The organism is Brevundimonas sp. (assembly GCF_041688735.1).
In the GTDB taxonomy this organism is placed as follows: Bacteria; Pseudomonadota; Alphaproteobacteria; order Caulobacterales; family Caulobacteraceae; genus Brevundimonas.
Map to the genome: position 1 here is coordinate 1 of NZ_JBDNHO010000003.1, position 19,990 is coordinate 19,990.

The following is a 19,990-nucleotide window of genomic DNA, read 5'->3' on the forward strand; positions in this document are numbered from 1 at the left end:
AGAACATGTTCGGCAGGCTCAAGGACTGGCGGCGCATCCACACCCGCTACGACCGATGCGCACACACCTTCATGTCTGCCATCACTATCGCCGCCACGGTGATCTTCTGGCTATGATCAATGAGTCCTGAGCCTAGTGGCGCACGCGGACAAACCAGCGCCAATCACTTATCACCAGTCACTAGCCACTCCTCCTACAGCTGGCTCATCTTCTGCTGGGCCTTGGCGAAATACTGCCAGCCGGTCCATAGCGTGACGATGGCGGCCAGCCAGATCAGGACATAGGCGAAGGTCTGGAACGGCGGCTGCCACTCCAGCGGCAGGCCAAAGCCGTCCCACAGAAGGACGAGCTGAAGGCATCCCAAGGCCACCAACTGCAGCGTCGTCTTCCACTTGGCCAGCATGGTGACCGGCAGCTTGACCTTGCCGGCCACGGTCTCGCGCAGGGCCGAGACGGCGAACTCGCGGAACAGGATCAGGCCGCACGGGATGGCGATTTGAGGCAGGGCGCCCCAGGCCAGCACGCCGAGGATGGCGCCGGTGACAAGGATCTTGTCCGCGATCGGATCCAAAATTGCGCCCCACCGCGTCGTGGCATGCCAGCGCCGCGCCAGATAGCCGTCAATCCAGTCGCTCGAGGCCGCGACCACAAAGATGACGAACGCGGTGCGGCCGAAGCGGAACTGGTCGTCCGGGCTCAGATAGTCGGACATGAACGGGATGCCCTGCGGCGCGGCCCCAGCGAGGATCAGGAACATGATCGCTCCGGCCAGCATGCGCAGGCCGGTCAGGATGTTCGGGATGGGGTTGGCGTGGGGCGTGGGGGTCATGTCATCTCGGGTCCGGCGTCTGAACGGGCTGTGCCACGCTTCGTTGCGCGAGGCGAGGCCGACGGCTGCTCGCGATCAGTCCAGCGCCTCGAACCGCCCCGGACCGACGAGGGCGCGCAGGACGCCGTCGGCGATGCCGAAATGCAGGCCGGTCAAGGCCAGCTCGCCCGCCACCTCCCGCTCAGCGACCCATGGGAAGGTGCGCAGATTGTCAATCGACAGGCGGACCACGGCCTCTTCCGTCGCCTGTTCGACCTGATCCGGCTCAACCGCCTCGGCCACCCGGCGCACAAAGGGCGCGCCCTGTTCGACCCAAGGCGCAACGAAGTCCTGACAATCCGCCGGCGCGCCGTGGAGCATCGAGTTCACGCCGCCGCAGTGGGCGTGACCCATGATGACGATGCGCGACACCTCCAGCACCTTGACCCCGAACTCCAGCGCCGCGGAGACGCCGTGCAGAAGGCCGTCGGGCTCATAGGGCGGGACCAGGTTGGCGACGTTGCGGACCACGAACAGCTGGCCCGGCGCAGTGTCGAAGATCAGGGCCGGGTCGGCGCGGCTGTCCGAACAGGCGACGACGAGGGTGAGCGGGCGCTGGCCGTCGGCGGCCAAGGCCTCGTACTCGGCCTTGGCCTCGGTCCAATGGCCTTCGCGGAATCGGCGGTAGCCGGAGAGCAGGGCGTCGGCAGACCGGGTAGGCATGGCCTCCCTATAAGCATTCCTCCTCCAGTTGGGGAGGGGGCGGCGAAGCGCTGGGGGCCTGCTTCGGACACGGGCGGCGAGCCCGCAGACCGCACCCCTCCGGACCGGCGCCTCTGAACTTCCGCCGAGGGCGGACAGTGGGCATCGACCCAAACGAAAACGGCCCCGCCTTGGCCAGGCGGGGCTGCTCTCTTTTCAGACTCGACTGCGGATTAGCCCTCTTGCGGAGGCTGGGACGGACATCTAGCCCTTTGGCAGAAGCACGGTATCGATGACGTGGATGACGCCATTGGTGCATGCGATGTCAGCGGTGACGACGTTGGCGCCGTTGACGGTAACACCGTCGGTGCCGTCGACGTTCAGTTCTTCACCATTGACCGACGCCGGCGACAGGGTCTTGCCCGAGATGTCGGCGGCGTGAACGGCACCGGACAGCACGTGCAGCGTAAGGATGGCGGTCAGCTTGTCCTTGTTCTCCGGCTTGACCAGATCCTCGACCGTGCCTGCGGGCAGGGCGGCGAAGGCTTCGTCGGTGGGGGCGAACACGGTGAACGGGCCTGCGCCCTTCAGCGTGTCGACCAGACCGGCTGCGGTGACTGCGGCCACCAGGGTCTTGAACGATCCGGCGGCGACGGCGGTATCGACGATGTCGTGTGTTTCAGTAGTCATCTTGACGTTTCCTTGATTACAGGAAACCCTAGGTGGGAGGCTGGCACTTTCGTTCAATAGAGACGCGGCCACTGATCGCTGTGGCAATGTGTCAACTTTCCGGGATCGAAAAATACGACGTGACACCCCCGATCGCTCCGTGCACGGAGCGAGTTCAGCATTGAAAGCGTGTTGGCGACATAGATCTCGTTAGCCGCCTTGTTGAGGCTGCGGGTTGGAAGCGGGCCTATCGACTTGTCGTCGCGGGGTGGAAGAATCCGTGAATCCGTTCGGCGAGCGGCTGGTTGATCCCATCCACCTTGACCAGATCGACCACGGCCGCGCGGCCCACGCCCTTGGCGGAACCGAAGGCGTGCAGCAGGGCCTTCTTGCGACGCGGCCCGACGCCCTCGATTTCGTCGAGCGGATTGCGCTTGATGTCCATGGAGCGGCGGGTGCGGTGGGCGCCGTTGGCGAAACGGTGGGCCTCGTCGCGCAGGCGCTGGATGTAATAGAGAGCCGGCGATTTTAGCGGCAGCATGAAGGGGACTTTTCCCGGCATGAACATCCGCTCCAGCCCGGCGTCGCGGTCCGGCCCCTTGGCCACGCCCACCACCGCGATGTCGTCGAGGCCGAGATCGGCCAGCACGGCGAGCACCTCGGCCAACTGCCCCGCGCCGCCGTCGATCAGCAGCAGGTCGGGACGGACCACCTCTTCCCCCGCGTCCTCGTCCTTGACCAGCCGACCGAAGCGGCGGCGCATGACCTCGCGCATCATGCCGTAGTCGTCGCCCGGGGTCAGATCCTCTCCCCGGATGTTGAACTTGCGGTACTGGGATTTCTGGAAGCCCTCGGGTCCTGCCACCACCATGCCACCGACGGCGTTGGTACCCTGGATGTGGGCGTTGTCGTAGATTTCGATCCGCTCGGGGCGGGTGTCCAGACCGAAGGCCTCGCAGACCTCGTCGAGGATTTTGCCCTGGGCCGAGCCCTCGGCCATCTTGCGGCCCAGCGCCTCGCGGGCGTTGGTGTGGGCATGATCGATCAGGGCGGCCTTTTCGCCGCGAAGGGGCCGGGCGATCTCGACCTTGCGTTCGGCCTTCATGCTGAAGGCCTCTTCCAGCAGTTCCAGCTCGTGCGGGCGGACGTTGGACAGGATCAGGCGCGGGATCGGCTTGTCCTCGTAGAACTGACCGAGGAAGGCGGCGAGGATCTCCGGGTCGGTGTCGGACTTGTCGACGCGCGGGAAATAGGCCCGGCCACCCCAGTTCTGGCCGGCGCGGTAGAAGAACACCTGGACGCAGGCCTGGCCGCCCTCGCTGAACAGGGCGAAGACGTCGGCCTCGGCGACACCGTCGGCGCTGACGGAGTTCTCCATCGAAATGGCCGACAGGGCCCGGATGCGGTCGCGGACGCGGGCGGCCTGTTCAAAGTCCATGGCCTCGGCGGCGGTGGTCATCTCAGCTGAAAGGCGGGCGATGACGGCGCGCGACTTGCCGCGCAGGAAAAGCGACGCCTCCTCGACCAGATCACCGTAGTCCTCAAGGCTGATCAGACCTGTGCACGGGGCCGAGCAGCGTTTGATCTGGTGCAGCATGCAGGGCCGGGTGCGGCTCTCATAGACGCTGTCGGAACACGAGCGCAGCAGAAAGGCCTTTTGCAGTGTGGTCAGCGTCCGGTTCACGGCCCAGGTCGAGGCGAAGGGACCGAAATAATCACCGGGCGTCGTGTGGGCCCCACGGTGTTTGCGCACCTGCGGCGCGCGGTGGTCCTTGCGGATCATGAGTTCGGCGAAGGACTTGTCGTCGCGCAGCACCACGTTGAAGCGCGGCTTCAGCTGTTTGATGAAGCTGGATTCCAGCAGCAGGGCCTCGGTCTCGGAGGCGGTGATGACCAGCTCCATCGACCGGGTCAGCGATACCATCAGGCCGATGCGCTGGGTGTGGAACCGCCCTTGCGCGTACTGGAGGATGCGTTTCTTGATGGAGCGCGCCTTGCCCACATAGAGGCAGGTCCCGTCCTCGCCATACATGCGATAGACGCCCGGCTTGTCCGGCGCGCGCCGGGCCTCGTCGCGGATCAGGTCGGCGGCCGTGAGCGCGCCGGTCTCCGTGTCGGGAATCGTCTCCTCGGTCATCCCGTCCGATATAGGCTCAGGAACGCCGCACCAGAAGCACGCCCGCGAGCACGAGGCCGACCCCGGCGACGCGCCCCCAGCTGAGCGGCTGTTTCGGCATGCCCATGGCGCCGAAATGGTCGAGCGCGACGCTGAGCAACAACTGGCCGGCCACCATCAGGATGATGGTCGTGGCCACACCCAGCCGGGGCACGCCCCAAGCCGCCGCCACGACGAAGATCGCACCATACAGACCGCCGACCCAGGCGTACCAGGGCAGGGCCCGCGATGCGGCCATGTCAGGCTTCGCCTGCAAGATGACGGCGAGGATGCCCAAGGCCGCCGTGCCGACCGCGAACGAGATGAAGGCCGCGTTCACCGGCGAGCCGACACCGGTCATCATCTTGGCGTTGGTCGGCGCCTGAAGGGCCGTGGCGGCGCCGCCGAGGACGACGGCGAGCATGGCGAGGACGGTGGGGTTCATCCCGTCTGGCTATCAGGTCGGCACCAACCGCGCACCACGGAAAACGCGGCGGCGGAACGATCTGGCTCCGTCGTTCTTGAACAGTCGGCTCCGGCGCTTTATCGAGGGGCGCGACAAGGAGCATCTCATGCTGGCCCTCTACATCATCCTCGGCTTCGTCGCCGTTCTCATGGCGATCAACTTCATCGAGTTCGGCCGGGTTGACTGACCCCGCCGCCCGGTCCGGAGCCGCGCTGGTCACCGGCGGCGGCAAGCGGATCGGGCGGGCGATCTGCCTGGAGCTGGCGCATGCCGGGTTCGACGTCGCCATCCATCATCGGAACTCGGAAGACGAGGCGACCGAAGTGGCCCAGGCGATCGAGGTGCTTGGGCGTCGAGCCATCTGCCTGTCCGCTGATCTGGCCGACCCCGTCGCGACACAGGCACTGATCGGGCGCGCCGCGAAGGCGCTGGGTCCGCTGTCGGTCCTGGTCAACAACGCCTCGGTGTTCGCCGATGACCGGCTGGACACGATCACGGGCGAGACCTGGTCCACGCACTTTGACGTCAACCTTCGCGCGCCGGTGCTGCTGGCGCAAATGTTCGCGCGGCAGGCACCGGACGGGTCGACCATCGTCAACCTGCTGGACCAGCGGGTGCTGAAGCCCGACCCCCGCTTCTTCTCCTACGGCCTGTCGAAGTCGGCCCTGTGGTTCGCAACGCGGACCATGGCCCAGGCGCTAGCACCGCGCATCCGGGTCAACGGCGTAGGGCCGGGACCGACCCTGCCGTCAATCCATCAGAGCGAGGCCGACTTCGCCGCCGAAGCGGGTGCCGTGCTTCTGCAGAAGGCGGGAAGCCCGCAAGCGGTGGCCCGCGCGGTGCTTTGGCTGGTGGACGCCGAGCTCGTGACCGGGCAGATGATCGCCGTCGATGGTGGCCAGCATCTGGCCTGGCAGACCCCCGACATCGTGGAGTAGCCCGTGGCCGCGTCTTCCCCCCTCCCCTTCGCTGAACCGAGCGCGCCGCGCCGCGAGGGCCTGACTGTCTTCGTGCGGGGCCTGATCCTGGAGGCCGGCATCGGCATCCATGACCATGAGCAGGGACGGCTGCAGACGCTGGTCATCGACGTCACGCTGGAGCTGACGCCCGCCCCGGTCGAGCGGCTGGGCGACACGGTCAACTATGAGACGGTGGCCCGGGCCGCCCGCGCCATCGTGGCCGAGGGGCATGTGGGGCTGGTGGAGACCTTCGCCGGGCGGCTGGCCGAGGCCGGTCTGGCGGACCCGCGCGTGCGGCGCTGCGTGGTGCGGATCGAGAAGCCGGGCGCGCTGGACGGCGCGGCGGCGGCCGGCTGCGAAGTCGCGCTGGCCCGCTGAGGCGGTTGCGCGGCGGCGAGCGGGCCGTCATTGTTCAAGCGGACTTCAAGGATTCCAGATGGCCGGACCCGGCGATCCCACTCACCCGGACGATCACGACGACGATCTGATTGGCTTCGTCTCGCCGGCGTCGCTGCAAGGCCGGGCGCGCGACGTCTCTCCGCCGGAGCCGGAGGCGCGAATCGACGCCCCGCCCGGCCTGTTACCCGAGACGGAGGAACCGATGGCCGCGGCGCCTCCGCAGCCTGAGCCGGAACCCGTCCTGCCGAACTGGAGCGCGTCCGTCACGGCGCATAAGACGGTCGAGCCGGTGACCGGGGTCGCCGAAGCGGACCGCTCCGACCCGGTCGAGGCGCCGGCGGCCGAGCCCCTGTCTTTGCCCCTGCCACTGCCCTTGCCCAAAACAGCGGACGCGGACGGTCTCTTTGCGCCCTCGCCCGAGTTCGCGACCCGAACCCGCCGACGCGGCCAGCCGTCGGCCATACCCGGAGGCGGAATGAGCCTGTTCGTCGTCTATGCCCTGATCCTGTTCGCCGTGCCGACGCTGGGTGTCTCCGTCCTGATCGGCCTGCTGGCCGTGACGGGTCGCGATGGACACGACGACGCCTTGTCTCGCTCGCATTTCATCTATCAGCAGCGCACCCTGTGGACCGCCGCCGTGGTGGCGGGCGCGGGCCCGATCCTGCTGGCCGCGCCCCTCGCCCTGGGCGTGCCGATCCTGTTCGGACTGGCCCTTTGGCTGGTGGCCCGCGGGGCCTCCGGCGTATGGGCGTTGAAGGCCGGACGACCGATAACCGATCCCCGCGGCTGGTGGATCTGAGGAGACGACCATGAGCAACGTTCCGCCTGAAGACCGGGGACAACCCCGTTTCGTCTCCGGTCACGAGTCCGAGGGCAAGGCCCCGGCGATGATCGCCTGGGCTCTGTACATCCTGTCGATCCCGAGCGCGAACCTGCTGGCTCTGGTCGGTCTGGTCGTGGCCTATGCCTCGCGCGGCACGGCGACAGGAGTGGCGCGCCAGCATCTGGACGCGCAGATTGGCCTGTTCTGGTCGGTCTTCGTCTGGACCATCGCCTGCTGGCTCGCGATCTTCATCAGCGCGCTGGCTTCCATCGTGCTGATCGGGATTCCGTTCCTGATCATCTTCGGCATCCTTTAGTTCGTCATCACCATCTGGTTCACGGTCAAGAGCATCTTCGGCCTGATGAACCTGCTGGGCGACCGCGCGCCCTGACACGGCCTTGCCGTTCAGGGGGAACGGGGGGCGTCGTCGGGTATTGGAGGCTCGCGGCCCGAGCCGCGCAGGAGGCTTTTCAGTGACCGAATTCCGCGACGTGAGCGACGCGAACCGCTTTGAACAGGCGTTCGCCGACGCCGAAGGCGAGACGCGGACGGTGTTTGCCGACTATGCGATCCAGGGCGACAGCCGGGTGATCTTGCATGTCGAGGCGGCGCCCGAGCTGCGCGGCGGCGGCGCGTCGGGCCGGTTCATGCAAGCCCTGGCCGAGCATGCGCGCGCCGGGCAGCTGAAACTGATCCCGCGTTGTGGCTACGCTGTCGCCTGGCTGAAGCGTCATCCGGAGTTTTCGGACGTGGTCGCGTAAGGGGGGAGGATTTGCCCCTCGCCGTATCCGCCGATGATCGGCAGATGCCGATGGAGCGGCGAAGCGTTCCCGCGCATTGTGCAGGGAGACGGCATCGATCGTCGCTGCGGAGCCTCGCCTGATGACCGAACTGGACCTGTCCGCCCTCGGCGCCGCCACGGGACCGTTGCAGACCTGGATCATGCCCGCCCTGCTGGGCCTGGGTTTGGCGTCGGCGACCGGATTGCGCACCTTCCTGCCGATGCTGATGCTTGCGGTGGCGGCGAAATTCGAGATGTTCGGTGTGCGGCTGATCGACCAAATGGACTGGCTGGCGTCGTGGCCCGCAATCGCCGCTCTGACCGTCGCGGCGGTGGCCGAGTTCGCGGGCGACAAGGTGCCGGCCGTCGATCATGCCCTGAACGCGGTCGGCTACGTCACGCGGCCGGTCGCTGGAGCCATAGCGGCGGGCAGCGTTTTCTGGGCGGTCGATCCGACGACGGCGGCCATCGCGGGCGTGATCGTCGGCGCGCCCGCGGCCCTCGCTTTTAATGCGGCCCAGACAGGCGCGCGGCTCAGCTCGACCGCGACCACGGGCGGTCTGGGTAATCCGCTGGTGTCGCTGATCGAGGACGTGCTGGCCGTGTTGACGGTAATCGTCGCCTTCCTGGCGCCGATCCTGATTCCCGTCGTGGTGGTGATCCTGGCGGTCGTGGTATTCCGCCTGGCCCGGAGGATCCGGGGCCGGATGGAGACACGCCCGGTCTAGAACGAGCGGCTGACGATGGCTTTGAGCGTCTCGGCCTTGCCGGGCAGGTCCGAGGCCAGGCGACCGGCCAGTTCACGTGCACCGACAGGGTAGGCGTCGCCACCTTCGGCGATTTCCCGGGCCATCTCGGCGGCCTGTTTGAGGACGCGTTCCAGGGCCTCCACCTGCTCGGCGGCGAGGGCTCGGGCTTCGATCTGAAGGCGCTTGACGCGGTCGGTCGTCGTTTCCGGTTTGCGCATCAGGTCGTAGATCTCGGCTTCGCCGGGAACGAGACGCAGGTTGGAACTGGTCGGCGGACTCTTCGTCATGGGGGACTCCTGCCAAGCTGAATGCGAGGACCCAACGCGCGTTCCGCCATCATGACGCCAGTTGGTTACTAGAGTTTCCGGTGTGTCTCCGGCGCATCAACAAAGGCCATGAGCGCGCCGAAACGGGTCAGGCGGCCTCAACGCGTTTCGGTCTTGCGGGCCTCGGCCTCGCGCACGGCCTCGACGGCCCGGTCGATGACCTCCAGCCCTGCGTCGGGACGGATCGAGTCCACGGTCAGGATGCGACGGAAGGCGCGCGCGCCGGGGCGGCCGTGCATCACGCCCAGCATGTGCCGCGTCATGGCCGGCAAGTGCACGCCCTCGTCCAGTCGGGCGGCCATATAGGGGCGGTAGCGGGCGATGGCTTCGAAAGCGTCGACGTCAGCCGTCTCGACGCCGAACAGACGACGGTCGGCCTGACCCAGGATGGCAGGCTCATGATAGGCCGCGCGGCCCAGCATGACGCCGTTCAGCTGGACGCCGTCGGCATCGTCGAGATGGGCCTCGGCCGCGTCCAGCGAGGCGATGCCGCCATTGATCGAGATGGACATCTGCGGCCGCTCGCGTTTGAGCCGCCGCACCAGGCCATAGTCGAGCGGCGGCACGTCACGGTTCTCCTTGGGCGACAGACCCTGCAACCAGGCCATGCGGGCGTGGATGATGAACACCTCGACGCCGACCGCGGCGCAGGCGTCCACGGTCGCGAACAGCGAGACGTCCGGGTCCTGATCATCGACGCCTAGGCGGCATTTGACCGTGGCGGGCACCGAGACCGCGCCCTTGATGGCGGCCATGCAGTCGGCGACCAGGCCCGGCTCTCGCATCAGACAGGCCCCGAAACGGCCGGACTGGACGCGGTCCGAGGGGCAGCCGACGTTCAGATTGATCTCGTCATATCCGAAGGCCGCGCCGATGCGGGCCGCCTCGGCCAGCTGATCCGGGTCCGAGCCGCCCAACTGAAGCGCCACGGGATGTTCGACTGCGTCGAAGCCCAGCAGTCGCTGCTGGTCGCCGTGCAGGATCGCCGGCGCCGTGACCATCTCGGTGTAAAGCAGGGCGCGGGTCGTGAGGACGCGATGGAACGCCCGGCAGTGCCGGTCCGTCCAGTCCATCATAGGTGCGATCGAGAGGCGGCGGTCCAGCATGGCGCGGGACTTCTATACTGAAGCGGCGGCGGACGCGACGGTCAGGCCTTCGCCATGCTTCTGGTTCAGCCGGGCCACCGCATAGACCGCGACCATCTTGGCCGTCATGAAGGCCAGAAGACCGCCGATCACCAGTGGCCATTCGGCGACCACGCCGCCGAGATTCAGCGACATGCCGACAATGAGAAAGAACAGGCCCAGCAGGATGCCGCGGAACGGCGACGACCGCCGCGCCCAGCAGCGCCACGGCGGTGCCCAGCCCCATGCCCGTCGGTTCAGCCATCCGTCGCCCCTTTCAGCCCAAGGCTTGATACTCGGGGCGGGAAACGCCGTGCGCCAGTCCGTCGCGTCAGGTATTGTCAGGAGACGGCGGCGCTGCGTGGGTCGAGAATGAACGGGTGACGCATGACGCACGCCGAAGGGAACAGACCGCGATGACCTACCGCCCGCTAAAGAGCTGCATGGCCGCCCTGATGGCCGTCGCCGTCGCCGTGCCCATGGCCCCCCTGCCCGCCATGGCCCAGACGCGCGGCTTCGATCCGGACAAGCCGTCCGACGGGGCCGTCTCGGTCGCCGCCTGTCGGCCATTGGGCTTCACCCTGCCGGAAGACCGCCAGCTCGCGGTTCAGCGACAGTTCACCAGCCCCGGCTATGTCGCGCCCATGGGCGGGGCGCAGATTCCCGCGCCGCCGCCGCCTCCGCCCATGCCCACGTCCCCCCCACCGCCCGTCACGGCGATGAACGAAGCGTCCGCGGCCGTCGTCGTGACCGGCTCACGCATCGCGCATTCGCGCGCCTATATGGTGCCGGGGATGCCCCGCGTCGTCGATACCGAACGCTATCCCGACGCAACGCCCAATCCGGTCAAACGGGTCGCGGACGAGCCGGTCTCGACCTTCTCCATCGACGTGGACACGGCCAGCTATTCCAACGTCCGCCGCTTCATCGAGGACGGGCGCGCGCCGCCCGTTGACGCGGTGCGGGTCGAGGAGATGATCAACTATTTCGACTATGGCTACGCCCGGCCCCCGTCGGCCAGCGCGCCGTTCGCCATCACTACCGTGGTCGCCGCCTCGCCCTGGTCGCCAGGCCGCCAGATCGTGCATGTCGCCCTGCAGGGCTATGAGCTGCCCGTTGGCGAGCGCAAGCCGCTGAACCTGACCTTCATGGTCGACGTCTCCGGCTCCATGCAGTCCCCGGACAAGCTGGCGCTGGCGCAGAAGTCGATGAACCTGATCATCGACCGGCTGCGGCCCGAGGACCGGTTGGCCGTGACCTTCTACGCCTCCGACGTCGGCACCGCCGTCGGCCCGACCCCCGGCGACCAGAAGCTGAAGCTGCGCTGCGCCGTCGCGGCCCTGAACGCGGGCGGCTCGACCGCCGGGGCTCAAGGCATGGTCAACGCCTACAGCCAGGCCGAGGCCGCCTTCGGGCGCGACAAGGTCAACCGCATCCTGATGTTCACCGACGGCGACTTCAACGTCGGCGTGACCGACGACCAGCGCATCGAGGACTATGTCGCCGCCAAGCGCGGCACCGGCATCTATCTGTCGGTCTACGGCTACGGCCGGGGCAACTATCAGGACGCGCGGATGCAGACGATCGCCCAGGCCGGCAACGGCACGGCGGCCTATGTCGACGATCTGGACGAGGCGCGCCGCCTGTTCGGACCGGCCTTTGACCGGGGGGCCTTCCCCATCGCCGACGACGTCAAGATCCAGGTCGAGTTCAACCCGGCCCGCGTCGCCGAATACCGGCTGATCGGCTACGAGACACGCCTGCTCAGCGAGGCCGATTTCAACGACGACCGCGTGGACGCGGGCGAGGTCGGGTCGGGCGCCTCGGTGACGGCCCTGTATGAGATCACCCCCGTCGGCGGGCCGAGCCAGATCGCGGACCGGCGCTATGACCAGAACCGCCTCAACGTCGGCGGCGGCGATCCGGACGGCGAGGTCGGCTTCGTCCAGGTCCGCTACAAGCTGCCGGGCGAGCGCGACTCGCGGCTGATGCAGCGGGTGGTGTCGAACGCCGGCGGCGACCGGCTCTCGGCCCAACCGCCGGAGAGCACCCGGTGGGCGCTGGCGGTCGCGGCCTTCGGCCAGAAGCTGCGCGGCGACCCATGGCTGGGCGACGCTTTCGGCTGGAACGAGGTGCTGGAACAGGCGCAGGGGGCGCGCGGCGATGACCCTTACGGCGAGCGGGCGGCGTTCGTTCAGATGGTACGAGCGGCGCAGGGCTCGCCCGCGCGGGCGGCACCTTAGTCCCGTCGCCATCTCCCATTGGGCGAAGGTGACCCGTAAGGCCGGATCAGGCTCGGCTGCTTGGGCCGGAGGGTGGAAGTGCCGTCAAGGTCGACCTGGCGGAGGCGCTGAAAGTAGCGACCAATCGGTGAGGAATTGGAAGACGGAATCGCAGTGATTGCGACGACTGGCGGCGACGAATTCGAGGACAGGGATTACGCGTGAGACAGGGGAGGCTCACGCCGCCACCGGCGGAGGGCTCAGACGTCGAACCGAACGCCCTGCGCCAATGGCAGGCTGGACGAGAAATTCACCGTCTGGGTCTGGCGGCGCATATAGGCCTTCCAGGCGTCCGAGCCGGATTCGCGGCCGCCGCCGGTGTCCTTCTCACCGCCGAAGGCGCCGCCGATCTCCGCTCCGGACGGGCCGATGTTGACGTTGGCGATGCCGCAGTCCGAGCCCCAAGCCGACAGGAAGGCCTCGGCCTCGCGCAAGCTGTCGGTGAAGACGCACGAGCTCAGGCCCTGGGCCACGGCGTTCTGCATCGCCACGGCCTCGTCGAAGTCGGACCAGGTCAAAACGTAGAGGACGGGGGCGAAGGTCTCCTGCTGCACCACCGCGCTCTGGGCGGGCATGCGGACGATGGCGGGGCGGACATAGACGCCCCCGGAGTTGTTTGGGCGGTCCACGCGGTCGCCGCCGACCACCATTTGGCCGCCCTGTTCAACGGCCTGGGCGAGCGCGGTCTCGAAGCCGTGCGCGGCGGCCTCGTCGATCAAAGGTCCGACCAGAACGCCGTCGTCGCGCGGATCGCCGACGGGCAGGGTTTCGTACGCCGCCTTGAGGCGCGCGATCAGGCCGTCGGCCATGCTCTCGTGGACCAACAGGCGGCGCAGGGTGGTGCAGCGCTGGCCGCAGGTGCCGACCGCCGAAAAGGCGATGGCGCGCACGGCCATGTCGACGTCGGCGCTGGGCGTCACGATCATGGCGTTGTTGCCGCCGAGCTCCAGCAATGACCGGCCGAGGCGGGCGGCGACGGTCTGGGCTACGGCCTTGCCCATCCGGGTCGAGCCTGTGGCCGAGACCAGCGCGATACGCGGGTCGGCGGTCAGGGCCTCGCCGGCTTCGCGCCCGCCGATGACCAGCTGGGACAGACCCGCCGGGGCCCCATATCCCGTTTCCCTGGCGAACCGGGTGATCGCGCGATCGAAGATGGCCTGGGTCGCCAAGGCCGTCAGCGGGGTCTTCTCCGACGGCTTCCAGATCACCGGATCGCCGCACACCAGCGCCAGACAGGCATTCCACGCCCAGACCGCGACCGGAAAGTTGAAGGCGGAAATGACCAATACCGGGCCCAGCGGCTGCCACGTCTCGCGCATGTGGTGCCCGGGGCGTTCGCTGGCCAGCGTCAGGCCGTAGAGCTGCCGCGACAGGCCGACGGCGAAGTCGCAGATGTCGATCATCTCCTGCACCTCGCCGAGGCCCTCGGAGACGATCTTGCCCGCTTCCAGCGTCACCAACCGGGCCAGATCGTCTTTCGACGCGCGCAACTCCTCGCCCAGCAGGCGGACGAGTTCACCGCGGCGGGGGGCGGGCACGCGCTTCCAGGCGTGGAAGGCCGCGACCGAGCGGATCACGACGCCGTCGAGGTCGGCGGTTTCGGCCAAGGACCCGGCACTGGAACCGTCGATCGGCGAACGGGTCGGCAGGGCACCGCCCCAGACGGCGTCGTCCACGCCCAGCCTTTGCAGGATGGCCTTCGCCTCGTTCGCCGCCGTCATCATCGCTCTCCGGTTCGAGCGAGCGGCTTAACGGCAGAGCCGGACAAACGAAAGGCCGCCCCGTCGCCGGTGCGGCCCTCCCGTTCAGATCGCGCCGGTCACCAGCGGTCGCGGCGCTCCTGACGAAGCATGACCTCAATGCGGTCCAGACGGTTGCTGAGCGCCGCATATTCCCGGCGGCTCAGGCCATCGCGGCCGTAGCGCCACTCCAGGCTCCGGTAGTGCTGCATCTCCCAGCTCAGCCGCTGCGCCTCGCCTCGGCTGACGCGGCCATTGTGTGCGACGCGATTGATCCGCTGGGCCAGGCGCTCGGCGCGGATTTGCAGGTCACCGCCGTAGCCGCGACCATAGCCGTAACCGCGGTCATGGCCGAAGCCACGATCATAGCCGTAACTGCGGTCATGGCCGAAGCCGCGATCGTTGCCGTGGCCGCGGTCATAGCCATAGCCATAGCCATAGCCCTGGCTGTAGCCCGGCGATCCTACGCCGATGGAGAAGGTGACGTTCTGGGCCAGCGCCGGCGTGGCCGTCATGACCGCCGTCGCCGCCAGCGTGGAAAGCAGGGCCTTCCTGATGATGGCGGTGTTCATTTTCGTGTTCCTCGTCGTTCCGATCCGAAGCGGACCTTGGAGGCAGGAAACCATGCGGCACCTGACACGACTCTGAGGGCTTCGTTGTCTGGCAGTCATCTGGCTGAACCGGAACCAGCAGCGGACGCGGGGGTTCTTACTGCAGCCCCATCCAAGGAGAACTCCCGATGAAAATTCGCGACGTAATGAGCAAAGACGTCCAGGTCGCCCGTCCCGGCGACACCGTCCAGGAGGTCGCCTCGCGCATGGCCGCCGGAGATTTTGGCTTCATGCCCGTGGCCGACGGCGACACCCTGATCGGTACCGTGACCGACCGCGACCTGACCATACGCGCCTTGGCCAAGGGCTGCGCCCCCAGCGCGCCGGTGGTCGAATACATCACCCGCGATCCCCACACCGCCCGCGCCGACGACGACCTGAAGACGGTGCTTGACGCCATGGGCACAAAGCAGATTCGCCGCCTTCCGGTGCTCGACAAGGACGACCGTCTGGTCGGTGTCGTCTCGTTGGGCGACCTGTCGACGCGCGTGAAGGAAAAATACGCCGGCGAGGCCCTTGAAGAGATTTCCCGGCCCTGAGGACAACGGCGTCGGGCGCGGCGTTAATGCCCCTTAACCCTGTCGCAAAACCAGACGTTCATCGCCGCATGACAGGCTGTTCCTCCAAGTGAGGGAGAACGATGGCGCGCGCGCAGTTCCAGAAGGGGCAGAAGGTCTGGGTCGAATGTGTCGGCACATGGGCCCAGATCGAGAAGGTCCAGCCCGTCTGGGCCAAGGGGTTTGAAGAGCCTGTTCGCGTCACCTATGACGTCGGCCTGGGCCGCGAGTTTCTCGGCCACGAGTTGCTGCTGCCGACCGAGGACCCCGCCGCCAACATAAGCGAGCATTGGCGGTTGATGCGGGCGCGCAACAAATGGCAGACGGCCGACGACTGGACCCACCACCCCTTCCCCGGCACCTGTCCCGTGGTCGTGACCGACAAGGCGGACTGGGGCGGCTGGCGCGTGCCCGGCGCCGAGTATGACCGCGACCCCGACCAGATCGAATTCCAGGCCCGCCTGATCGCCGCCTCGCCCCGGCTGCTGGCCCTGGCCGAACGGCTGGCGGCTTCGGTCGGCGAGGCGCCAGACGATGCGCCTACCGAAATGCAGAGTCTGGCCCGCGCCGCGCGCGAATTGTTGAAATCGGTGAACGACGTCCTGGCCGCCCCCACGGCCGACGTCGCTGCCAATGCGCCCTCAAGAGCCGCCTGAAAAGGCAACAAGCCTCGACACGACTCCGCGACGCAGCCTAGATTCAGGCATCGTCAGTGAATCGGGTCGGGAGAGCGCCTTGCGGGGCAACAAGCGCCGCATAACCCCAACAGGACAGCGCGTCTCAGACCGGGGCAAGGGCCCGCCCGCGTGGCTGCGCATCTCCATACTGACGCTCGCGCTCGCGATCACCGCCCACGTCCTGCTGGTCGCGCGCAGTCTCGCCCCCCAGGCGGGCATGGGCGCGGCGGCCGACGGCCGGATCTGGACCGAACTCTGGGTCTTGGGAGCGCCGATCGGCATCGGCCTGTTCACCCTAGTGCTGGTCGTCCTGATGCAGCGTCGGCAACAGGGCATCAGCCACGATTGGGCGGCGTCCGAGCGGCGGTTCCGGGGTGCCGTCGAAGCCGCGCGCTGTGGGGTTTGGGACTGGGACGTCGAGGCCGACGAGATCAGCCTGTCCAACTATATGGCCGAGATGATGGGCCTCAGCGCCACCGAACCCGTCACGACTGAAGCCTTGCTGGAGCGCGTGCACCCGCGTTATCGCGAGGCGGTGGTCCACGCCGTGCGGCAGGCCCGGGTGTTCGGCGACTTCGAGGTCAGCTTTCCCGTGCCCGACGCCGACGGCAGCGCGCGCTGGATCGACGCCCGGGGCCAGGCGCGGGGCGACCCCGGTCCCGAAGGCTTTACCTCCATCGTCGGCGTGGCGCTGGATACGACCGAGGCGCGGCGCGCCAAGGCCCAGGCCCAGGCCGCGGAAAGCCGGCTGCGGGACGGCATCGAGAGCGTATCCGACGCCTTCGTCCTGTTCGACAAACAGGGCCGGCTGATCCTGTCGAACCAGGCCTTTCAGGATGCATTCGAGTTCGAGGACGGGGTGATCCGCAAGGGAGCCTTGAAGCAGGACCTGAACCGGATCGCCGCTCTGGCCATCAAGTCTGACCAGCCCGCGACGGGCGGCCGGGCCGGTGCGCGCGAGGTCGAGCTGCATGACGGACGCTGGCTGCAACTGGTCGAGCGCTTCACCTCTGACGGCGGCTCGGTCGTCAGCGCGGCGGACATCACCGCCATCAAGCGCAAGGAAGCCGAACGCCAGCGCGCCACCGAGCGGCTGCAGACCACCATCGGCGAGCTGGAGGACCGCGAGGATAAGCTGTCCCAACTGGCCCGCGAATATGAATTGGCCATGACGCGCGCCGAGGCGGCCAACCAGGCCAAGTCGGAGTTCCTGGCCAATATGAGCCATGAGTTGCGCACGCCGCTGAACGCCATCAACGGCTTTTCGGAGATCATGGCGGGCGAGATGTTCGGGCCGCTGGGCGATCCGAAATACAAGGGCTACGCGGCCGACATCCTGAAATCCGGCCAGCACCTGCTGAGCCTGATCAACGACATCCTCGACATGGCCAAGATCGAGGCCGGCAAGCTGACGCTGCACTACGATACGGTGTCGCTTAAGGAAGTTGTCGACGACGCCGTGCGTCTGATGCGCGGACGGGTCGAGGAATCGGGTCTGAAGCTGATCGTCGACGCGCCCGACCTGCCGGACATCGAGGCCGATTATCGGGGCATCAAACAGGTCATCCTGAACCTGCTGTCGAACGCGGTGAAATTCACGCCCCAAGGGGGCTACATCGTCGTGGCCCTGTCGCGGGAAGACGATGACCGGGTCCGGGTCGCCGTCACCGACAGCGGCATCGGCATCGCCGAGGAGGATCTGGCGCGGCTGGCGCGGCCGTTCGCACAGGTCGAGGGCCAGCATTCCAAGACGACCCAGGGCACGGGGCTGGGGCTGGCGCTGACCAAGTCCCTGATTGAGTTGCATGGCGGAAGGCTGTTGATCCGCAGCGAACCGGGGCGCGGCACGACGGTCAGTTTCGTCCTGCCGATCCGTCGCCCCGGCGGCGAGGAGACGGAAGACCGGTCCCGCGCCGCCTGAGGGTCAGGACGGAGCCCTGGTTTCCGGCGCCTTGTCCCGGCCGTTGCGCGAGCCCCTGCGCGTCAGGATACGGGACACGGCCTTGCGGTCCGCCAATTCCAGCGTGTCGAGCAGGGCGACGGCATCGGCTTCCAGCCGCGCGCGGCCCCGGATTTCGGCCTGGCGCGAGTGCTCAAGCAGGGCCCCGACCTCCGCCGGATCGAAATCGGCGCTGTTGGTGAGGCCCACGGCCTCGCGCCGCGCCCGGCGGGCCTCGTCGAAGTCTGGCCGCGCCGCGAGAGCCGAGGCCCGCAGGGCCGAGCGCACGCGCCCGCCCACCTCGGGATCCATGTCGGCGAGGACGTCGGCCAGCGGCGCGCTGCGCGGTCGACGCTGGGCCTCGGCGTGGTTCTCCACGCGGTCGCGGGTGACGAGCAGGGTCGTCGCCGCCGCCGCCGCGAACAGGTTCAGCGCCACCGAAGCCGCCAGCAGAATCTTCAGGGTTCCAGACCTCACCCCAGCACCTCGGTGTCGTCCAGTCCGATCAGTGACGCCTCATACAGCGCGGCGTCCGCGCGGACATCGGCCGTGACGTGACTGGTCATCATGAGGCCCGCCGCCACCCCGGCGCAGGCCGCCGCAGCCCATCCGGTGCCGAAGACGAGACCCAGCCGGTCCATCCAGCGACGACCCGGGCGCGCCGCCAGGCCGCCCGTGGCCAGCGCGGCGGCCAGCACCCGGTCGCGCAGCTCCAGGCTTACGCGGGGGTTCGCCGAGGCGACCAGCAAGGCGTCCATCGCGTCCGCGTCATCCAGCGCCGGGCACGCGATCTCGGGGCGCGTCCTTACGAAGGCCTCGGCCGCCGCCCGCTCGCCGTCGGGCCAGCGCCGTCGGTCGGCGCCATAGGCCGCGACCAGAGCGAGGAACCGTTCCGCCGTCATGTCTCTCATTCTCCTTCGGCGCCCGGCCGATGATCGGCCAGGGCCAGTCTCAACGCCCGACGTCCACGCGACAGCAGGCTCTCCAACGCTTCGACGCTGACGTCCAGCAGGCCGGCGGCCTCGATGTTCGACAGCTCCTGATAATGGCACAGCACGATGGCCGCGCGCTGGCGCTCGGGCAAGCGGGCCAGGGCCGCATTGACCGCGTCGCCGATACCCGCCGCAATCAGGCCCCGATCGGGAGCCGGGCCGTCCCAGACCCGGTCGGGCGGAGTCTCGGTCGGAATTTCGCGGCGGCGGCGTAGCTGGTCGTAGCAGAGGTTCAAACCGACCCGGTGCAGCCATGTGTCGAACCGCGCGCGCCCCGAGACCCAGCCCGGAGCCTGTCTCCAGGCCCGCAGCATCGCCTCCTGGGCCACGTCCTCGGCCTCCACGGCGTCGCCCAGCATGCGATGGGCGAGCGCCAGCATCCGAGGCAGCTTACGTGCCACCATGGCCTGAATGGCCGCAGGGTCGCCTTTACCCACGCGGCGCACCAGTTCCTCGTCGGGGTCGGCGAACGTCGCCATCCGGCCTCGTGCGAAAAGATTCAGCGAGACCGACCGGTCGATGACCGCCGCGCCCGCCATCTGCTTACTCCGAAGCGGGCGTCGAAGGCGACGCCTGTCGCGCCTGACGGGCGGCACGACGTTCGGACATGCGCTCGCGGCGCTGCTCGCCGAAGGCGCGACGCTCTTCAGCCACGACGAAACCGTCGCCGTTGGCGTCCATGCGGGCGAAGGCCTGTTCAGCCTTGGTCCGGGCCTCGGCGATCACCACCGGTGCCCGGGCGTCCATACGGACGGGCAGGCGTTCGTCGCGCTGACCCCGGCGACCTTCGTTGTTGGCGCGAGGACCGCCTTGGGCGCGCGCGGCGCGCGACGCGTCAAACTCGGCACGGCTGATCATGCCGTCATCGTCGCCGTCGAGACGCTCGAACCGACCGTCGGCGCGGTCGGCCATGCGCGTCCGGGCGGCCGAGCGCATTTCCCCGGGCGCGACCGTACCGTCACGGTTGGCGTCTGCGGTGCTGAGGCGCTGGACGCTCGAGGCGACGAATTCCGCCTGATTCAGACGGCCGTCGGCGTCCGCGTCGGCGCGCATGCCGCGCGCGGGACGATCCTGCGTCGATTGCTGCGCCATGGCGACGCCGCCCGCGATCAGGACGCCGCCGAGGGCGACGGCCGTCAGGACGCTGGTCAAATAACTGGTCTTCATGTTCGTTCTCCATGCCGCCGTTGGGCGGCGCCATAGCCCCGTCGAAGAGTTTTACGCGCCCGGCG

The 19,990-nt window shown here is 68.2% G+C and carries 25 protein-coding genes and 1 pseudogene; 12 read left to right on the forward strand and 14 right to left on the reverse strand.

All coding sequences use genetic code 11. The features are described from left to right. A pseudogene (locus tag ACESMO_RS00445) lies at nt 1-116 on the forward strand (IS5/IS1182 family transposase); the annotation flags it as partial. Nucleotides 117-193: 77 nt separating this feature from the next. Here the strand turns inward: ACESMO_RS00445 and pgsA are convergent. The 5 genes from pgsA to ACESMO_RS00470 form a co-directional block, all read right to left on the reverse strand. Then, nucleotides 194-829 (reverse strand): CDP-diacylglycerol--glycerol-3-phosphate 3-phosphatidyltransferase, encoded by a 636-nt coding sequence (pgsA, locus tag ACESMO_RS00450; RefSeq protein WP_372706209.1) that lies wholly within the window; start codon nt 827-829, stop codon nt 194-196. Between the two features lie 75 nt (nt 830-904). After that, entirely contained in the window at nt 905-1,531 is a 627-nt protein-coding gene (locus tag ACESMO_RS00455; RefSeq protein ID WP_372706210.1) for a carbonic anhydrase, read from the reverse strand. Between the two features lie 243 nt (nt 1,532-1,774). Next, the gene (locus tag ACESMO_RS00460; protein ID WP_372706211.1) at nt 1,775-2,200 is read right to left on the reverse strand and encodes a fasciclin domain-containing protein; all 426 of its coding nucleotides are present in this window, start codon (nt 2,198-2,200) and stop codon (nt 1,775-1,777) included. Between the two features lie 226 nt (nt 2,201-2,426). Beyond that, nucleotides 2,427-4,316, reverse strand: a complete 1,890-nt coding sequence (uvrC, locus tag ACESMO_RS00465) for an excinuclease ABC subunit UvrC (protein WP_372706212.1) — start codon at nt 4,314-4,316, stop codon at nt 2,427-2,429. Between the two features lie 16 nt (nt 4,317-4,332). Then, on the reverse strand, nt 4,333-4,779 hold the full coding sequence (locus ACESMO_RS00470) for a DMT family transporter (RefSeq protein WP_372706213.1): 447 nt from the start codon (nt 4,777-4,779) through the stop codon (nt 4,333-4,335). Nucleotides 4,780-4,855: 76 nt separating this feature from the next. Here ACESMO_RS00470 and ACESMO_RS00475 point away from each other — a divergent pair, with 76 nt between their 5' ends. The 7 genes from ACESMO_RS00475 (at nt 4,856) to ACESMO_RS00505 (ending at nt 8,490) form a co-directional block, all read left to right on the forward strand. Further along, the gene (locus ACESMO_RS00475; protein ID WP_372706214.1) at nt 4,856-4,987 is read left to right on the forward strand and encodes a hypothetical protein; all 132 of its coding nucleotides are present in this window, start codon (nt 4,856-4,858) and stop codon (nt 4,985-4,987) included. Beyond that, a complete protein-coding gene (locus tag ACESMO_RS00480) occupies nt 4,980-5,738 on the forward strand; it encodes an SDR family oxidoreductase (protein ID WP_372706215.1) in 759 nt (252 codons plus the stop codon). The genes ACESMO_RS00475 and ACESMO_RS00480 overlap by 8 nt, the downstream gene beginning before the upstream one ends. Nucleotides 5,739-5,741: 3 nt before the next feature. After that, complete coding sequence (gene folB, locus ACESMO_RS00485; protein ID WP_372706216.1) at nt 5,742-6,137, forward strand: dihydroneopterin aldolase; 396 nt, start codon at nt 5,742-5,744, stop codon at nt 6,135-6,137. A gap of 58 nt (nt 6,138-6,195) precedes the next feature. Further along, the gene (locus ACESMO_RS00490) at nt 6,196-6,957 is read left to right on the forward strand and encodes a hypothetical protein (RefSeq protein WP_372706217.1); all 762 of its coding nucleotides are present in this window, start codon (nt 6,196-6,198) and stop codon (nt 6,955-6,957) included. A gap of 10 nt (nt 6,958-6,967) precedes the next feature. Continuing rightward, nucleotides 6,968-7,297 carry a hypothetical protein gene (locus ACESMO_RS00495; RefSeq protein ID WP_372706218.1) on the forward strand — a complete coding sequence of 110 codons (330 nt, stop codon included), beginning with the start codon at nt 6,968-6,970 and terminating at the stop codon, nt 7,295-7,297. Nucleotides 7,298-7,454: 157 nt separating this feature from the next. Then, nucleotides 7,455-7,742, forward strand: coding sequence for a GNAT family N-acetyltransferase (locus tag ACESMO_RS00500; protein WP_372706219.1), 288 nt, complete (start codon nt 7,455-7,457; stop codon nt 7,740-7,742). Between the two features lie 121 nt (nt 7,743-7,863). Continuing rightward, nucleotides 7,864-8,490: a DUF4126 domain-containing protein gene (locus tag ACESMO_RS00505; protein WP_372706220.1), complete on the forward strand. Its 627-nt coding sequence runs from the start codon at nt 7,864-7,866 to the stop codon at nt 8,488-8,490. Here ACESMO_RS00505 and ACESMO_RS00510 read toward each other — a convergent pair. From ACESMO_RS00510 to ACESMO_RS00520, 3 genes are all read right to left on the reverse strand, one after another. Further along, complete coding sequence (locus tag ACESMO_RS00510; protein WP_372706221.1) at nt 8,487-8,798, reverse strand: hypothetical protein; 312 nt, start codon at nt 8,796-8,798, stop codon at nt 8,487-8,489. The two genes, ACESMO_RS00505 and ACESMO_RS00510, sit on opposite strands and share 4 nt — an antisense overlap. 137 nt (nt 8,799-8,935) lie before the next feature. After that, nucleotides 8,936-9,943: a tRNA dihydrouridine(20/20a) synthase DusA gene (gene dusA, locus ACESMO_RS00515; RefSeq protein ID WP_372706222.1), complete on the reverse strand. Its 1,008-nt coding sequence runs from the start codon at nt 9,941-9,943 to the stop codon at nt 8,936-8,938. Between the two features lie 12 nt (nt 9,944-9,955). After that, a complete protein-coding gene (locus ACESMO_RS00520; protein ID WP_372706223.1) occupies nt 9,956-10,357 on the reverse strand; it encodes a cation:proton antiporter in 402 nt (133 codons plus the stop codon). A gap of 47 nt (nt 10,358-10,404) precedes the next feature. On the opposite strand from ACESMO_RS00520, the gene ACESMO_RS00525 reads away from it, so the two are divergent. After that, entirely contained in the window at nt 10,405-12,204 is a 1,800-nt protein-coding gene (locus ACESMO_RS00525) for a von Willebrand factor type A domain-containing protein (RefSeq protein ID WP_372706224.1), read from the forward strand. A 239-nt stretch (nt 12,205-12,443) separates the two neighbouring features. Here the strand turns inward: ACESMO_RS00525 and ACESMO_RS00530 are convergent, their stop codons facing one another. Continuing rightward, a complete protein-coding gene (locus tag ACESMO_RS00530) occupies nt 12,444-13,964 on the reverse strand; it encodes an aldehyde dehydrogenase family protein (RefSeq protein ID WP_372706225.1) in 1,521 nt (506 codons plus the stop codon). A gap of 98 nt (nt 13,965-14,062) precedes the next feature. After that, a complete protein-coding gene (locus tag ACESMO_RS00535; protein WP_372706226.1) occupies nt 14,063-14,554 on the reverse strand; it encodes a hypothetical protein in 492 nt (163 codons plus the stop codon). Between the two features lie 167 nt (nt 14,555-14,721). Between ACESMO_RS00535 and ACESMO_RS00540 the strand changes: the two genes are divergently transcribed. The 3 genes from ACESMO_RS00540 to ACESMO_RS00550 all read left to right on the forward strand — a co-directional run bounded on the left by ACESMO_RS00540 (nt 14,722) and on the right by ACESMO_RS00550 (nt 17,748). Further along, nucleotides 14,722-15,132 carry a CBS domain-containing protein gene (locus tag ACESMO_RS00540; protein WP_372706227.1) on the forward strand — a complete coding sequence of 137 codons (411 nt, stop codon included), beginning with the start codon at nt 14,722-14,724 and terminating at the stop codon, nt 15,130-15,132. A 101-nt stretch (nt 15,133-15,233) separates the two neighbouring features. Beyond that, the gene (locus tag ACESMO_RS00545; protein WP_372706228.1) at nt 15,234-15,806 is read left to right on the forward strand and encodes a hypothetical protein; all 573 of its coding nucleotides are present in this window, start codon (nt 15,234-15,236) and stop codon (nt 15,804-15,806) included. 79 nt (nt 15,807-15,885) lie between these two features. Then, entirely contained in the window at nt 15,886-17,748 is a 1,863-nt protein-coding gene (locus ACESMO_RS00550; protein ID WP_372706229.1) for an ATP-binding protein, read from the forward strand. Between the two features lie 3 nt (nt 17,749-17,751). On the opposite strand, the gene ACESMO_RS00555 is transcribed toward ACESMO_RS00550, so the two are convergent. From ACESMO_RS00555 to ACESMO_RS00570, 4 genes are all read right to left on the reverse strand, one after another. Then, nucleotides 17,752-18,243 (reverse strand): periplasmic heavy metal sensor, encoded by a 492-nt coding sequence (locus ACESMO_RS00555; RefSeq protein ID WP_372706230.1) that lies wholly within the window; start codon nt 18,241-18,243, stop codon nt 17,752-17,754. Then, the gene (locus ACESMO_RS00560) at nt 18,240-18,677 is read right to left on the reverse strand and encodes a hypothetical protein (RefSeq protein WP_372706231.1); all 438 of its coding nucleotides are present in this window, start codon (nt 18,675-18,677) and stop codon (nt 18,240-18,242) included. Before ACESMO_RS00560 ends, ACESMO_RS00555 begins: the two co-directional genes overlap by 4 nt. Continuing rightward, entirely contained in the window at nt 18,674-19,237 is a 564-nt protein-coding gene (locus ACESMO_RS00565; protein ID WP_372706260.1) for an RNA polymerase sigma factor, read from the reverse strand. Before ACESMO_RS00565 ends, ACESMO_RS00560 begins: the two co-directional genes overlap by 4 nt. A 64-nt stretch (nt 19,238-19,301) precedes the next feature. Further along, the gene (locus tag ACESMO_RS00570; RefSeq protein WP_372706232.1) at nt 19,302-19,925 is read right to left on the reverse strand and encodes an EF-hand domain-containing protein; all 624 of its coding nucleotides are present in this window, start codon (nt 19,923-19,925) and stop codon (nt 19,302-19,304) included. Between the last annotated feature and the right edge of the window lie 65 nt (nt 19,926-19,990).